Raw genomic sequence first — 13,552 nt, forward strand, 5'->3', positions numbered from 1 at the left:
ACCCGGTCCACTTGCCCCCCCCCACCCCCCCGCCCCCCCCCCCATCACCGGGGGCCCCCCCCCCCACTTTACCCCCGCTCGGGTGCTCAGCCCGTGCGGCGGTGGCCGGCGGTGCCGGAACGGCCTGAACCGGGTTCGGCACCACCGGCCCGCACCCTGGTGGTTGAGCACCGCTGCGGCGGAAAACGGGGCGGGCGCCGGAAGCCGGAGCGGCCACCGGAAGCCGGGACGGGCGTGGGAGTTCGGGGTGGGCGGTTGGCCGGGTCAGATCACCGTGCCGGTCGCGGTGCCGGGAGTGGTGCCCTCCGCCGCGCTCGACGTCGTGACGGTCGGGGAGTCGGAGGTCGGGCCGCTGGCCGAGTCGGTTGTGCTGGGGGTGTCGGTCGGGCCCGACGACGAGGGCGAAGGCGAATCGCTCGGCGTCGGTGACTCGGTCGACTTCGAAGGGGTCGGCGACGGTGACTTCGTGGTCGACCGTGTCGGCGACGGCGACTTGGACGGCGAGTGAGTCGTACCGCCACCGGAAGAGCTCTTCGTTCCCGTCGGAGTAGCCGAAGGCGTCACCTCGTCCGACGGTGGCGTCGGGTCGTCCGACGTGCCGAGCGTGCCGTCGGGGCCGGGGTCCGTCGGTTTGGTGGTCGCCGTGCCCGTGTCGCCCGTACCCGACGACTGCTTGGGATCGGCGCCCAGACTGCCGTCGCCCGTGCCCTCGCTCGCCGACGGGTTGACGCTCACGTTGTTGGCCGGGTTGTCGGCGTTGTCGTGGGAGGTCATGCCGAGCCCCACCACCGTGCCGAGGACCGCGGTGAGGAGGACGCCCGAGCCCACCGCCACCAGGTTGCGGCGGGCCATGCGTACCAGTCCGCCGCCGCCCTGCGCCGCCGGCGAGTGCTCCGGGACGCGGCGGGTGACCAGCGTCTCCGAGAGCGGGGAGTGGACGGCCGGGAAGGGCGTCGTGACACCGCCCGCCGGGGATATGGACTCCTCGTGGCGGGCGTCGGGGATCTCGTCGCCCGCCATCGCGGCGAGGCTGGGAATCACCTCGCCCGAACGGTCGGCGACCAGCGCCAGCGCACGTCGGCCGGCCGTCGTACCCCGCTTGTCGGAGAGCGCTCCGCGCAGCCCGATGGAGGCCTCCAGCTCCGCCCGGGCCCGGTCCAGCTGGTCGCCGCAGAGCGCGAGTATCCCCAAATCGTGGTGGAAATAGGCTTGTTCACCTACCTCGCCGGCCAGACGGGCGGCCTCCGCACCGGCCCGCAGCGCACGTTCCCACGCGCTCCAGTGCAGCCCGGCCGCGAACGCGGGCGCGGCCGTGCGGGCCAGTCGTACCGGCGTGGACTCCTCGTCCTCGGCCGGCGGCACGGTGGCCGGGACGAGAACCGCCAGGGCGGCGAGGACGGCGTCCGCCTCGGCGCACACCCGGTCGGGGGTGACGGAGGGGTGGCCGGCCCACCAGGAGTAGTGCTGGCCGGCGGTCAGGGCCTGGGCGTCGATGTCGTCGGCGTATCCGGCGGCCTCCAGCTGCTGCTGGACGCCCGCGGCGAGCCGGTAGCGGGAGCCGACCGGGGAGACCAGTCCGCAGCCCGCCAGTTCACCGAGGGCGGCGTCCGCGTGGGTGTCGCCGACCAGGGCGGGCAGATGGGCCTGGTGCGGGACCTCACCGCCGAGGGCGACCGCGAAGCGCAGGGTGGCGCGGGCGGAGGCGCTGAGGCGGGCGGCGAGCAGCGGGGCGGGCGCGGCGGCCTCGCCGAGGGACGGCAGCGGGACCTCTTCGGTCGCCTCGGCGTCGAAGGGCACTTCGACCGACATGTCGGACAGCTCGGACGCGAAGACGCCGAGCTCGTCGACGGCGCCGGTGCTGGCCCGCAGCTGGTCGCGCTGGCGCAGCAGCGCGCCTGCCTGGACGAATCGCAGCGGCAGGCCCTCGGACTCGAACCAGAGGTCGCCGGCCCAGTTGGCCTCCTCCTCGCTGAGCACCCGGCCGACCGCGCGCTCCAGGATGTCCACTCCCCCGGCCCGCTCCAGGCCGCTGAGGAAGACCTCCTCGACGGCCGAGTCGACGGTGGGCGCCGGCACGTCCGGAGTGGCGGCGATGAGGAAGGCGCACTCCGGGGTGGCGTCGACCAGCTCGTCGAGCCCGGAGCCGCCGAACTCGATGTCGTCGAGGACGACGACCGCGCCGATCTCACGGACCAGTTCGAGGAGTTCGTCGTGGTCGGGCCGGTGCGCGGGCGCCTTGTAGACGGCGTAGAAGAGGTCGTGGAGCAGGTCCGCGGGCGTGCGGTGGAAGCCGTTGAGGCGGACCACGCCGTCGGGGGCGAGGTCCGAGCAGTCGTCGGCGACCAGGTCGAGGAGCGCGGTGCGGCCGGAGCCCGAGGGGCCGGTGAGCCGGACGGAGCGGCCGCGGGCGAGGAGCCGTACCAGACGCTCGCGGTCGTCCTGGCGCTCCAGGAGCGGCAGCTCGGGCTGGGCGGGACCGGGCGGCACCGGCGGCCGGGCGGCGCGTTCGTACTCGGCGCGTTCGGCGGCGGTGCGCTTCTCCGGTCTGGCGGGGCGTTCGGTCGGCGGGCAGGGTTCTATCTCGCTGCCGTCGACCGGGTTCACGGTCAGCAGGAAGTCGCCGGAGACCAGCCGCGCCGTGCGGACGAGCGCCGACGCGCTCTGGCCGAAGTCGTTGGTGAGGGATTCCCTCGGCGGGCGCTGGCGCGGCGTGGTGCCGTCGCCGTCGTGGCCGTACGCCTCGGGTCCCGGGTTGATCGGGTCCATAGGTTCCTAGCCCCCCAAAAGCGTGGTGTGCCGTGAATGCGGGCCCCTCCCGGCCTGTTGCACACTGCGCTGTCGCTTCTGGTCCGGGCCCGCGCTCGAAGGGTGACAAGGCAGCGGGCGACCGAACCCTAAACCTTCGCACAGTATCTACGACAGTCCGGGGTACCGCGCCGTCCAAGACATCACAGTCTCGTGAGGATTGCGCACGACATTCGCTTGTGCGCGGTCCGTCCGGGTCTCCCCCGTCGCCCGGTCCACACCGTGTCCCACCCGTTCGCCGCCGCACACCCGGGGCAGGCGTGACACCCCGGTCCCGGGGTCAGACCCGGGGCGACGACTCCACCCCGATACCCCCCTCGATCGCCAGGATCCGGTGCAGCCTGGTGGCCACCAGCAGGCGCTGCATCTGCGGCGGTACGCCGCGCAGCACCAGACGGCGGCCGCAGCGGCCGGCCCGCCGGTGGGCCCCCATGATCACCCCGAGTCCGGTGGCGTCCCAGGAGTCCAGCTCGGACAGGTCCAGCACCAGATCGCCGACTCCGTCGTCGACGGCCGAGTGCAGGACCGTACGGGCGTCCGCCGCGCTGCGAACGTCGAGGCGGCCCCCGACGACCAGCTCGGCGTGGTCGCCCCTGATGTGCATATGCGCTCCCCGAGAGTGCGTGTCCTACTCCGTGAAAGTGATGTCCGGAGATGCAACGTCTGACTGCGTTCGACGGTCAGAGGTTGCCATCTGTAAGCGAACCGATACCGAATTCACCCCCGAGAGTGAAACTCTCGGGGCCTGTGCGTTTTCGGAGGCGGTTCAGAGGCTCTGGGTACGGGTGCCGGGCTGATGACGCACTGATGTCTCAGTACGTGTAGAAGCCCTGCCCGCTCTTGCGTCCGATGTCACCGGCGTCAACCATCCGGCGCATCAACTCCGGCGGGGCGAACTTCTCGTCCTGCGACTCGGTGTAGATGTTGCCGGTGGCGTGCAGCAGGATGTCGACGCCGGTGAGGTCCGCCGTGGCCAGCGGGCCCATGGCGTGACCGAAGCCCAGCTTGCAGGCCAGGTCGATGTCCTCGGCGGTGGCGACGCCCGACTCGTACAGCTTGGTGGCCTCGACGACGAGCGCCGAGATCAGCCGGGTTGTCACGAAGCCGGCGACGTCCCGGTTGACGACGATGCAGGTCTTGCCGGTGGACTCGGCGAACTCCCGTGCGGTGGCGAGGGTTTCGTCGCTGGTCTTGTAGCCCCGGACCAGTTCCACGAGCTGCATCATCGGCACCGGCGAGAAGAAGTGGACGCCGACGACCCGCTCGGGGTGCTCGGTGGCCGCCGCGATCTTGGTGATCGGGATGGCGGAGGTGTTGGAGGCGAGCACGGCGTCCGGGCGCACGATCTTGTCGAGCGCACGGAAGATCTCGTGCTTGACCTCCAGCTTCTCGAAGACGGCCTCGACGACGATGTCGGCGTCGGCGACCGCGTCCAGGTCGGTGGTCGTGGTGATGCGGGCCAGGGCGGCGTCGGCGTCGTGCGCCTCCAGCTTCCCCTTGCTCACGAACTTGTCGTACGAGGCCTGGATGCCCCCCACGGCACGGTCCAGCGCCTCGTCGGTGACGTCCCGCAGGACCACGTCCCAGCCGCCCTGCGCGGCGACCTGGGCGATGCCGGAACCCATCAGGCCGGCACCGATGACGGCAAGCTTCCGTGCCACTCCGCTCCCCTTACACGCTGTTGAGGTATGCCTCTTGGGCGGGACCCTAGCGCTCGTGAGGGGCCGGGAAACCCGGTAAGTAATGCGTGTCACGGTCTCAGGGCGTGAGACAACCGTCACGTCTCGTCAGCCGTGCCCTGCGGCAAGGTTCATTCCCGGCCACGTACCGCGTAGTTGAGCACCTTCTCGCTCAACAGCTCCTCGATGTCGTCCAGGAGGACCAGGACTTCTCTGGACACTTCACCCGGATCACGCTTTTCGAGCATCGCCCGCCCGATGGCCGCCATGACGGCCTGATGGGCCCAGTCGATCTGACCCGCGATCAGGGCCGGCAGCGGGTCGCCGGCAGGGGCACCGGCCTCCTCGCGCAGGGTCTGCTCCAGGCACTCCCGGACCTGCTGCTGCATGCCCCACAGCCGGGAGCGCAGGGCGGGCGCGTCATGCAGGACGCGCATGAAGCGGTCGTAGCCCGCGGCCAGGCCGATGCCCGGCGACACCGCCTCGACCTCGCGACGCAGTTCACGCAGGACGGCCCGGGCGGCGGACTCCCCCGGGTCCCGGCCGCGCACCCAGCGCGAGAGCCGGTCCACCATTCCGGCGGCCCGGTCGAGGAAGAGGTCCTCCTTGGCCGGGAAGTAGTTGTAGACGGTGTTCACGGAGACGTCGGCGGCTTCCGCGATCTCCGCGACGGTCACCGCGCCGAAGCCGCGCTCGAGGAACAGCCCGGTGGCCATGTCCGAGATGTACTGCCGGGTCTGCCGTTTCTTCCGCTCCCTGAGCCCCTCTGCCATGTCCGGATCCTAGCCGTTCTGGGCAGCATGAAATCTTGGAGTCATTGCAAACTTTAAGAGACTCTGTTTTTCTGGACGCCATGACAGCAGTCATCAGCGCGGCCGGACTGGCCCGTACCTTCCAGACGAAACGCGGCCCCGTAGAGGCGGTCCGCGGCATCGACCTCACCATCCACGAGGGCGAGATCCTCGGCTTCCTCGGGCCGAACGGCGCCGGCAAGACCACCACCCTGCGCATGCTCACCACCCTGCTCGCCCCGACCGGCGGCAGCGCCACGGTGGCGGGCCGTGATCTGGCCTCCGACCCGGCGGGCGTGCGCGCCGCCTGCGGTTACGTCGCCCAGTCGAGCGGGGTCGACGGACAGCTCGCCGCCCGGGAGGAACTGGTCACCCAGGGCCGCCTTTACCGGCTGACGAGGGCTCAGGCGACGGCTCGCGCCGAGGAGTTGGCGCTCGACCTGGGGGTCGCCGACCTCCTCGACCACAGGGTCGCCACGCTGTCCGGTGGTCAGCGGCGCCGCCTGGACATCGCGCTGGCGCTGACGCACCGCCCTCGCGTGCTGTTCCTCGACGAGCCGACCACCGGCCTGGACCCGGGCAGCCGCGCCGGTCTGTGGGACCTGGTCCGGCGGCTGCGCGACGAGCACGGCACGACGGTCTTCCTGACCACCCACTACCTGGACGAGGCGGACGCCCTGGCCGACCGGCTGGTGATCGTCGACCGCGGCGAGGTCGCGGCCGAGGGCACCCCGGCCGCCCTCAGGCTCCGCCACGGCGGCTCTCCCGACGCCTCCCTCCAGGACGCGTTCCTCGCCATTACCGGCCGCAGCCCCGCCCCGGCCGACCCCGCCCCCGTCGCCGTATAGGAGCCCGATGAGGACCCCCATGAGGATCCCGATGACGTTCGTCCGCGACACCGCGCTGGTCTACGGCCGCTGTCTGCGTCAGTCCCTGCACTCGCCGCTCGCACTGCTCTTCGGCCTGCTGATGCCCCTGTTGTATCTGCTGTTCTTCGGCCCGCTGCTGACCCGGCTGCCCCTGGGCGGCCGGAGCAGCTCCTGGCAGGTGCTCGTCCCCGGACTGCTGCTCCAACTCGGCCTGTTCGGTGCCGCCTTCGCCGGCTTCGGAGTCATCGTCGAGAAGGCGCAGGGGGTCGTGGAGCGGATGCGGGTGACTCCGGTCAGCCGGCCGGCCCTGCTGCTCGGCCGGGTGCTGCGGGACGCCACGGTGATCGTCTTCCAGGCGGTGCTGCTGGTCCTGGCCGCGCTGCCGCTGGGGCTGCGCGCCCCGCTGCCGGGCGTGTTCATCGGCTTCGGCTTCGTGGCACTCCTCACGGTCGCGCTGGGCTCGCTGTCGTACGCGGCGGCGATGCGGGTGAGCACCCCGCAGGAGTTCGGCCCGGTGATCAACGCGGTCACCATGCCCTCGATGCTGCTCTCCGGCCTGATGCTGCCGATCTCGCTGGGCCCCGCCTGGCTGGACGTCCTCTCGCACCTCGTCCCGTTCCGCTACCTGGTGGACGCGATGCGCGACGCGTACGCCGGTGCGTACACGACCGCCCACATGCTGTACGGCGTGCTGGTCGCCGTCGCCTTCACGACACTCGCCGTGACGGTGGGCACACGCGCGTTCCGGACGGCCGGAGCGTAACTACGCTGGTCGCATGGTCAATCTGACGCGCATCTACACCAGGACCGGCGACCAGGGCAGCACCGCTCTCGGGGACATGAGCCGGGTCGCCAAGACCGATCTGCGGATCTCGGCGTACGCGGACGCCAACGAGGCGAACGCGGCGATCGGCACGGCGATCGCGCTGGGCGGGCTGGACGAGGAGGTCGTCAAGGTGCTCACCCGGGTGCAGAACGACCTGTTCGACGTGGGGGCGGACCTGTCGACGCCGGTCGTGGAGAACCCGCAGTTCCCGCCGCTGCGGGTCGAGCAGTTCTACATCGACAGGCTGGAGGCGGACTGCGACCGCTTCAACGAGCGGCTGGAGAAGCTCCGTTCGTTCATCCTGCCCGGCGGCACCCCCGGCGCGGCCCTGCTCCACCAGGCCTGCACGGTCGTGCGGCGGGCCGAGCGGTCGACGTGGGCCGCGCTGGAGGTGCACGGCACCCAGGGAAAGGACGGCGGCATGAACCCGCTGGCCGCGACCTACCTCAACCGGCTGTCGGACCTGCTGTTCATTCTCGCCCGCACGGCCAACAAGGACGTCGGGGACGTGCTGTGGGTGCCGGGCGGGGAGCGCTGAGTCCGGGCGGTCCCCGCCCCTCCCCCGCTGCTCAGCGGCCGGTGTCGTCCTGGGCCGCGTCGCTGTCCGCCCGCGCGACCGCGGACTCGGCCGCGGCCACCTTCTGCTGCATCTCCGGGTAGCCGGAGGGGGTCGCGGGGGCGTGCTGCGCCGTACCGCCGTCGTGGGCGCAGCCGACGCAGAGCCCCGCGAGGAGGGCGACCGCGACGGCCGCGAGCCTCGGGCGCATCAGCTCGCGCCCGCGTCGTTGTTCCGGCACCACGTCCGGACGTCGGCCAGATCGCTCTGCCGCTGCCGGAGGGTGGGGACGAGGGACTTGCGGAAGGTCAGCCGGTCCTGCAGATAAGTGGCGACCTCGCTGTGCCCCGCCGCCTTCGCGTTGTCCACCCGCTGCTGCAACCGGGCGATCGAACCGCGCCGGTCCGCCCCGGCGTTCAGCCGCTGCAGCGCGCGGTCGATGCGCCGGTCGATCTTCGGCGCCCGCTTGCACAGCGCCTGTGCGCCGTCACCGGTCGGCGTCGCCGCCGGGGCCGGCGTGCTGTCGGCCGTCGCCACGCCGGTGCCGGTCGTCATCAGCGCGGCCGCCGCCAGCCCCACGAGGAGGGTGCGCCGCCTTCGTCGTACATACATCTCTGCCTCCGTTCCCCGGGCGGTCCCGTGGTCCGCCCGACGCGACGGACGCTAGGGACCGTCTTTGGGGAAACTCTGTGACCGGTTTGCCCCGGCTGTGTCGATCAGCCAGTCCCGGTGGGCGGGCAGTTCGCCGCCGGCCCGGGGCATGCGCACCTGGAAGCGGGCGCCGGAGCCGTCCGGACCGCCGGTGACCGTGACCTCGCCCTGGTGCAGTGCCGTCTGCTGGGCCACCAGAGTCAGGCCGAGCCCGGAGCCGGTGCTGCCCGGCCCGCGCCGGAACCGCTCGAAGACGCGGCCCCGCTCCCCGGGCGGCACGCCGGGTCCGTGGTCGTCGACGGTGATCACGACCTGCTCGCCCGCGCTCCGCAGCCCGACCCCCACGCATGCCCGGCCGTCCGCGTCCCGGCCGTGGGCCAGCGCGTTGGCCAGCAGGTTGTCGAGCAGCAGCCGCAGGCCCGGTTCCCAGCCGTGGACCGTGAGCCCGGGGGCCGCGTCGACGGTGATCAGGGCGTCCGGGGTGCGCCGCCGGGCCTCGGCCACCGCCGCGTCGGCGACCTCGGAGAGGTCTACGGTCCGGAGCGCTTCCGCCTCCACCAGGTCGCCGCGCCCCAGCTCGCGCAGCATCACCAGCAGACCGAACAGCCGGGCGTGCTCGTGACGCAGGTCGGTGAGGACCTCGGCGCGGTCCGGCTCGGCGAGGTCGGGATGCGCGACGAGGATGTCGAGGTTGGTGCCCAGGCTCATGAGCGGGGTGCGCAGCTCGTGGGCGGCGGCCGAGGAGAAGGAGCGGGCGGTGTCCAGGGCTTCGGCGGTGCGGGCGGCCTGTTCGTCGTAGCGGGCGAGGGCTTTCTGGAGGGTGGCGGCCAGGTCGTCGACCTCGGTGACGCCGGTCGGTTCGTGGTGCAGCCGGGTGGCGCTGGTGCGCGGGTCGAGGCCGGCGGCACGGCGGCCGAGGCGGCGCAGGGGGCCGGTGGCGCCGGTGGCGATGCCCCAGGCGAGCAGGCCGGAGAGGGGGGCGGCGAGCAGGGTGGTGGCGAGCACGCGGCGCCGGACGAGACGGAGTTGGGCCTGGTCGGCGGCGTTGGGCGCGAAGACCCACAGGGTGCCCGAGCCGCGGGCGGTGGTGATCGGCCGTGACAGGGCCCGCCAGCTGGTGCCGCCGTCCCGGACGGTGACCGGGGTGCGGGCCGCCCGGTCCGGCAGCCGGACCGAGGCGTCCGGCTGGGGGCCGCCGCTGAAGGTGCCGTCCGGTGCGACGACCCGTACGCCGACGTCCAGGGCCGCGCTGAACAGCTGTCGTTCCCTGGTGTCGGCCGCCTTGGGCCGGCCGCCCGCGCTGGCCCGCAGCAGGGCGCGGGCGTCCGGGGCCACGGCGGTGGCGCGGGCCCGGAGGTGGTCGTCCTCGGCGCTGTGCAGGTCGTGGTCGACCAGCTGGAGCAGCAGCCAGCCGGAGGCCAGCACCAGCAGCGGCACGGTCACCCCGACGGCGAGGCCGATGCGGGTGGAGAGCCTCACGGCTCCTCCCTCAGCACGAAACCCACGCCGCGTACGGTGTGCACCAGCCTGGGCCGCCCGTCCGCCTCCAGTTTGCGGCGCAGATAGCTGACGAACGTGTCGACGGTGTCGGTGCGCACGTCGAAGTCGTAGCCCCACACCCGGTCCAGGAGCTGGTCCCGGGTGAGGACCAGCCCGGCGTTGCGGGCGAGCACCTCGAGGAGTTCGAACTCGCGGCGGGTCAGGTCCAGGGGCCGTTCGTCCCGCGCGGCGGTGCGGGCCGCCGGGTCGATGACCAGCCCGGCCACCCGCAGCACCTCCCGCCCGGCGGGCGGCCGGCGGCGCAGCAGCGCGCGCAGCCGCAGCACCAGTTCCTGCAGCGCGAACGGCTTGACCAGGTAGTCGTCGCCGCCCGCCTGGAGTCCGGCTATCCGGTCGGCGGTCTCGTCCAGCGCGGAGAGCATGAGGACGGGAAGGTCCTGACCGTCGTCACGGAGCCGTTCACAGACCTCGATGCCGCTCATGCCGGGCATCGAGACATCGAGGACAAGCACGTCCGGCGGGGCGTCCCGGACGGCGGCCAGGGCCTGCGGTCCGCTCTCCGCCGTGCGCACCGCGAAGCCGCTCAGCCGCAGCCCGCGCTCCAGGGAGCGCCGGATGGCCGCGTCGTCGTCCACGACCAGCACGGCCCCCGGCCGGTCCGCCTCGCTCATGCCCGCCTCCCTCGCTCGGTGTCCGGCCAGCGTACGGTCCCCGTTCGGGCGGCCGGCCGAGGGATCCGTCGATCCGCCTCGGGTACGGCAGGCCGTCCGGGGGCGGTGTCGCGGGCCGGCCGGAGCCGGCCGAGGCCACGGCGAAGACGCACGTCAGTCGGCCGCCGGGCGGGCCAGAGCCACACAGCCGGGGCAAGCGGCGCCACCGGCGGAGGAGTTGGGCGGCCGGCACCCGCTTCCGGATAGTGGTCCAGACCTATTGACCGGTGGTCCAGACCTTTCTATTCTCGCGGCACTGTGGGTGCGAAGGCTCAGTCGCACCCCCCAACTCCCCATAGGAGGCGCACGATGCGCTTCAGACACAGAGCCGCGGCAGGGTTCGCGACCCTGTTGCTCCCCCTGGCCGGCCTGGTCGGCCTCGCGGCCCCCGCCCAGGCCGCGACGACCGCCACCGCCACCTACACCAAGACCCAGGACTGGGGCACCGGCTTCGGCGGCCAGTGGACCGTCAAGAACACCGGTACCACGTCGATCAGTTCCTGGACCGTCGAGTGGGACTACCCCTCCGGCACCTCGGTCACCTCCGCCTGGGACGCGGACGTCACCTCCTCCGGCACCCACTGGACCGCCAAGAACAAGTCCTACAACGGCTCCATCGCCCCCGGCGCCTCGGTCTCCTTCGGCTTCAACGGCGCGGGTTCCGGCGCCCCGAGCAACTGCCTTCTCAACGGCGCCAGTTGTGACGGCGGCACCACCGTCCCCGGTGACACGGCGCCCTCCGCGCCCGGCACCCCGACCGCCTCCGCCATCGCCGACACCTCGGTGAAGCTGAGCTGGTCCGCCGCCACCGACGACAAGGGCGTCAAGAACTACGACGTGCTGCGCGACGGCAGGGTCGTCTCCACGGTGACCACCACGTCGTACACCGACACGGGTCTCACGGCCGGTACCGACTACTCCTACACGGTCCAGGCCCGCGACACCGCGAACCAGACCGGTCCGGTCAGCGGCGCGGTCTCCGTCCACACCACGGGCGGTACGACCACTCCCCCGACCACCGGCTCCAAGGTCAAGCTCGGCTACTTCACCGAGTGGGGCATCTACGGCCGCAACTACAACGTCAAGAACCTGGTGACGTCGGGATCGGCCGCGAAGATCACGCACATCAACTACGCCTTCGGCAACGTCACCAACGGCCAGTGCGCCATCGGCGACGCCTACGCCGACTACCAGAAGACGTTCACCGCCGACCAGTCGGTCAGCGGTGCCGCCGACACCTGGGACCAGCCGCTGGCCGGCAACTTCAACCAGCTGCGCGAGCTGAAGGCCAAGTACCCGAACATCAAGGTCCTGTGGTCCTTCGGCGGCTGGACCTGGTCCGGCGGCTTCGCCCAGGCCGCGGCCAACCCGACCGCGTTCGCCGACTCCTGCTACAACCTGGTCGAGGACCCGCGCTGGGCCGATGTCTTCGACGGCATCGACATCGACTGGGAGTACCCGAACGCCTGCGGGCTGAGCTGCGACACCAGCGGGGCCGCGGCCTACAAGAACCTGATGGCCGCGCTGCGCGCCAAGTTCGGCTCGAACAACCTGGTCACCGCGGCCACCACCGCGGACGGCACCTCCGGCGGCAAGATCGACGCCGCGGACTACGCGGGCGCGGCCCAGTACGTCGACTGGTACAACGTGATGACGTACGACTTCTTCGGCGCCTTCGACGCGGACGGCCCGACCGCCCCGCACTCCCCGCTCACCACCTACACCGGCATCCCGACGCCCGGCTTCACCACGGCCGACGCGATCGCCAAGTACAAGGCGAAGGGCGTCCCCGCGAGCAAGCTGCTGATCGGCATCGGCTTCTACGGCCGCGGCTGGACGGGCGTGACGCAGGACGCGCCGGGCGGTACGGCGACCGGTCCGGCGCCGGGCACCTACGAGCAGGGCATCGAGGACTACAAGGTGCTCAAGACGTCCTGCCCGGTCACCGGCACCGTCGCGGGCACGGCGTACGCGCACTGCGGCAGCAACTGGTGGTCCTACGACACGCCTTCGACGATCGCCGGGAAGATGAGCTGGGCCAAGTCCCAGAGTCTCGGCGGCGCGTTCTTCTGGGACTTCAGCGGTGACACCAGCGACGGCGAACTGGTGAGCGCCATCAACTCGAACCTGTAGTAACCCACCTGAGCAAGATTCGCCCTTCCCCGGACTCCGTCCGGGGAAGGGCGAATGTGGTTAAGCCACATTCACCCGCTGTCCGGGCGGGGCTGCTTCCAGCCACGCGAGGAATCCGGTCAGCGCGTCTTCGCTCATGGCGAGTTCGAGGCGGATGCCCCGATGGAGACAGGTGAGGATCACCGCATCGGAGAGCAGCGCCAGTTCCTCCTCGCCCTCCGGGAGGCGGCGGCCGGCCACCTCGATCCGGTCGCGTTCCAGGACCCGGCGGGGCCGGTAGGCGTAGGAGAAGACCCGGTACCACTCGACGCTGTCGCCGTTGTAGCGGGCGACGCCGTAGCTCCAGCCCTTGCCGTTGGTGTCCGGTTTCTCGGGGACGTCCCAGCGCAGCGAACAGTCGAAGGTGCCGCCGGAGCGCTGGATCAGTCTGCGCCGCAGCCCGAACAGGAAGAGTCCCACCACCACGAGCGCGACCACGATTCCGCACACAGTCAGAGCGAGGACCATCGGCACCGACCTCCTCGTCTCCTAGGTAATGGAACGTAAAAAGACCCAGATCTACCTCAGCCGCGGCTGGGACCGGATGGCTCCGGTCCCAGCCGCGGCTGAGTTACGTCAACGCATACGCGCAGTGTGTCAGCGAGACGTCGCCGCCCGCAGTCGGACGTCGGCGCGTCGCTCGGCAGTGGCGTCGCCCTCCGCCTTCGCGCGCTCCAGCTCCCGCTCCGCGCGCTGGACGTCGATCTCGTCCGAGAGCTCGGCGATCTCGGCCAGCAGCGACAGTTTGTTGTCCGCGAACGAGATGAAACCGCCGTGCACCGCGGCGACGACCGTCCCACCTTCACTCGTACGGATGGTCACCGGGCCCGACTCCAGCACACCCAGCAGCGGCTGGTGACCGGGCATGACGCCGATGTCGCCGGACGTGGTGCGCGCGACGACCAGGGTCGCCTCGCCGGACCAGACCTGACGGTCGGCGGCGACCAGCTCGACATGCAGCTCAGCAGCCAAAGGTGGCTCCTCGGGTCACCA

General features: G+C 71.8%; 14 protein-coding genes. 4 read left to right on the forward strand and 10 right to left on the reverse strand.

The window, feature by feature from the left end; translation table 11 throughout:
• Positions 1-264: 264 nt before the first annotated feature.
• From ACWGJB_RS26105 to ACWGJB_RS26120, 4 genes are all read right to left on the reverse strand, one after another.
• The gene (locus ACWGJB_RS26105; protein ID WP_453382519.1) at positions 265-2,766 is read right to left on the reverse strand and encodes an ATP-binding protein; all 2,502 of its coding nucleotides are present in this window, start codon (positions 2,764-2,766) and stop codon (positions 265-267) included.
• Between the two features lie 319 nt (positions 2,767-3,085).
• A complete protein-coding gene (locus ACWGJB_RS26110; protein ID WP_453382520.1) occupies positions 3,086-3,409 on the reverse strand; it encodes an STAS domain-containing protein in 324 nt (107 codons plus the stop codon).
• A 208-nt stretch (positions 3,410-3,617) separates the two neighbouring features.
• Complete coding sequence (locus tag ACWGJB_RS26115) at positions 3,618-4,466, reverse strand: 3-hydroxyacyl-CoA dehydrogenase family protein (RefSeq protein WP_362175702.1); 849 nt, start codon at positions 4,464-4,466, stop codon at positions 3,618-3,620.
• Between the two features lie 149 nt (positions 4,467-4,615).
• Positions 4,616-5,257, reverse strand: coding sequence for a TetR/AcrR family transcriptional regulator (locus ACWGJB_RS26120; RefSeq protein WP_453382521.1), 642 nt, complete (start codon positions 5,255-5,257; stop codon positions 4,616-4,618).
• Between the two features lie 80 nt (positions 5,258-5,337).
• Between ACWGJB_RS26120 and ACWGJB_RS26125 the strand changes: the two genes are divergently transcribed.
• From ACWGJB_RS26125 to ACWGJB_RS26135, 3 genes are read left to right on the forward strand one after another with little or no spacing between them, the layout of a single operon-like run.
• Complete coding sequence (locus ACWGJB_RS26125) at positions 5,338-6,123, forward strand: ABC transporter ATP-binding protein (protein ID WP_453382522.1); 786 nt, start codon at positions 5,338-5,340, stop codon at positions 6,121-6,123.
• A 19-nt stretch (positions 6,124-6,142) separates the two neighbouring features.
• Entirely contained in the window at positions 6,143-6,907 is a 765-nt protein-coding gene (locus ACWGJB_RS26130) for an ABC transporter permease (protein ID WP_453382523.1), read from the forward strand.
• A 13-nt stretch (positions 6,908-6,920) separates the two neighbouring features.
• Complete coding sequence (locus ACWGJB_RS26135; RefSeq protein ID WP_453382524.1) at positions 6,921-7,508, forward strand: cob(I)yrinic acid a,c-diamide adenosyltransferase; 588 nt, start codon at positions 6,921-6,923, stop codon at positions 7,506-7,508.
• A gap of 31 nt (positions 7,509-7,539) precedes the next feature.
• On the opposite strand, the gene ACWGJB_RS26140 is transcribed toward ACWGJB_RS26135, so the two are convergent.
• Genes ACWGJB_RS26140 through ACWGJB_RS26155 form a run of 4 tightly spaced genes read right to left on the reverse strand, consistent with a single transcriptional unit; the run spans position 7,540 to position 10,348 of the window.
• Complete coding sequence (locus tag ACWGJB_RS26140) at positions 7,540-7,737, reverse strand: hypothetical protein (RefSeq protein WP_453382525.1); 198 nt, start codon at positions 7,735-7,737, stop codon at positions 7,540-7,542.
• Complete coding sequence (locus ACWGJB_RS26145) at positions 7,737-8,138, reverse strand: hypothetical protein (RefSeq protein WP_450767293.1); 402 nt, start codon at positions 8,136-8,138, stop codon at positions 7,737-7,739. The genes ACWGJB_RS26140 and ACWGJB_RS26145 overlap by 1 nt, the downstream gene beginning before the upstream one ends.
• A 51-nt stretch (positions 8,139-8,189) precedes the next feature.
• Positions 8,190-9,656: a sensor histidine kinase gene (locus ACWGJB_RS26150; RefSeq protein WP_453382526.1), complete on the reverse strand. Its 1,467-nt coding sequence runs from the start codon at positions 9,654-9,656 to the stop codon at positions 8,190-8,192.
• Complete coding sequence (locus tag ACWGJB_RS26155) at positions 9,653-10,348, reverse strand: response regulator transcription factor (RefSeq protein ID WP_453382527.1); 696 nt, start codon at positions 10,346-10,348, stop codon at positions 9,653-9,655. Before ACWGJB_RS26155 ends, ACWGJB_RS26150 begins: the two co-directional genes overlap by 4 nt.
• A 348-nt stretch (positions 10,349-10,696) precedes the next feature.
• Here ACWGJB_RS26155 and ACWGJB_RS26160 point away from each other — a divergent pair, with 348 nt between their 5' ends.
• Positions 10,697-12,520, forward strand: coding sequence for a glycosyl hydrolase family 18 protein (locus tag ACWGJB_RS26160; RefSeq protein ID WP_453382528.1), 1,824 nt, complete (start codon positions 10,697-10,699; stop codon positions 12,518-12,520).
• Positions 12,521-12,580: 60 nt separating this feature from the next.
• Here ACWGJB_RS26160 and ACWGJB_RS26165 read toward each other — a convergent pair whose 3' ends face one another.
• A complete protein-coding gene (locus tag ACWGJB_RS26165; protein WP_453382529.1) occupies positions 12,581-13,027 on the reverse strand; it encodes a DUF2550 domain-containing protein in 447 nt (148 codons plus the stop codon).
• A gap of 129 nt (positions 13,028-13,156) precedes the next feature.
• Entirely contained in the window at positions 13,157-13,531 is a 375-nt protein-coding gene (locus ACWGJB_RS26170; RefSeq protein WP_351710510.1) for a F0F1 ATP synthase subunit epsilon, read from the reverse strand.
• Between the last annotated feature and the right edge of the window lie 21 nt (positions 13,532-13,552).

This window comes from Streptomyces sp. NPDC054813 (assembly GCF_053611365.1).

Bases quoted from the DNA above. Each gene is read 5' to 3' on its own strand.
- ACWGJB_RS26105 (WP_453382519.1), bottom strand. From the start codon at position 2,766: ATGGACCCGATCAACCCGGGACCCGAGGCGTACGGCCACGACGGCGAC.
- ACWGJB_RS26110 (WP_453382520.1), bottom strand. From the start codon at position 3,409: ATGCACATCAGGGGCGACCACGCCGAGCTGGTCGTCGGGGGCCGCCTC.
- ACWGJB_RS26120 (WP_453382521.1), bottom strand. From the start codon at position 5,257: ATGGCAGAGGGGCTCAGGGAGCGGAAGAAACGGCAGACCCGGCAGTAC.
- ACWGJB_RS26125 (WP_453382522.1), top strand. From the start codon at position 5,338: ATGACAGCAGTCATCAGCGCGGCCGGACTGGCCCGTACCTTCCAGACG.
- ACWGJB_RS26130 (WP_453382523.1), top strand. From the start codon at position 6,143: ATGAGGATCCCGATGACGTTCGTCCGCGACACCGCGCTGGTCTACGGC.
- ACWGJB_RS26135 (WP_453382524.1), top strand. From the start codon at position 6,921: ATGGTCAATCTGACGCGCATCTACACCAGGACCGGCGACCAGGGCAGC.
- ACWGJB_RS26140 (WP_453382525.1), bottom strand. From the start codon at position 7,737: ATGCGCCCGAGGCTCGCGGCCGTCGCGGTCGCCCTCCTCGCGGGGCTC.
- ACWGJB_RS26145 (WP_450767293.1), bottom strand. From the start codon at position 8,138: ATGTATGTACGACGAAGGCGGCGCACCCTCCTCGTGGGGCTGGCGGCG.
- ACWGJB_RS26155 (WP_453382527.1), bottom strand. From the start codon at position 10,348: ATGAGCGAGGCGGACCGGCCGGGGGCCGTGCTGGTCGTGGACGACGAC.
- ACWGJB_RS26160 (WP_453382528.1), top strand. From the start codon at position 10,697: ATGCGCTTCAGACACAGAGCCGCGGCAGGGTTCGCGACCCTGTTGCTC.
- ACWGJB_RS26165 (WP_453382529.1), bottom strand. From the start codon at position 13,027: ATGGTCCTCGCTCTGACTGTGTGCGGAATCGTGGTCGCGCTCGTGGTG.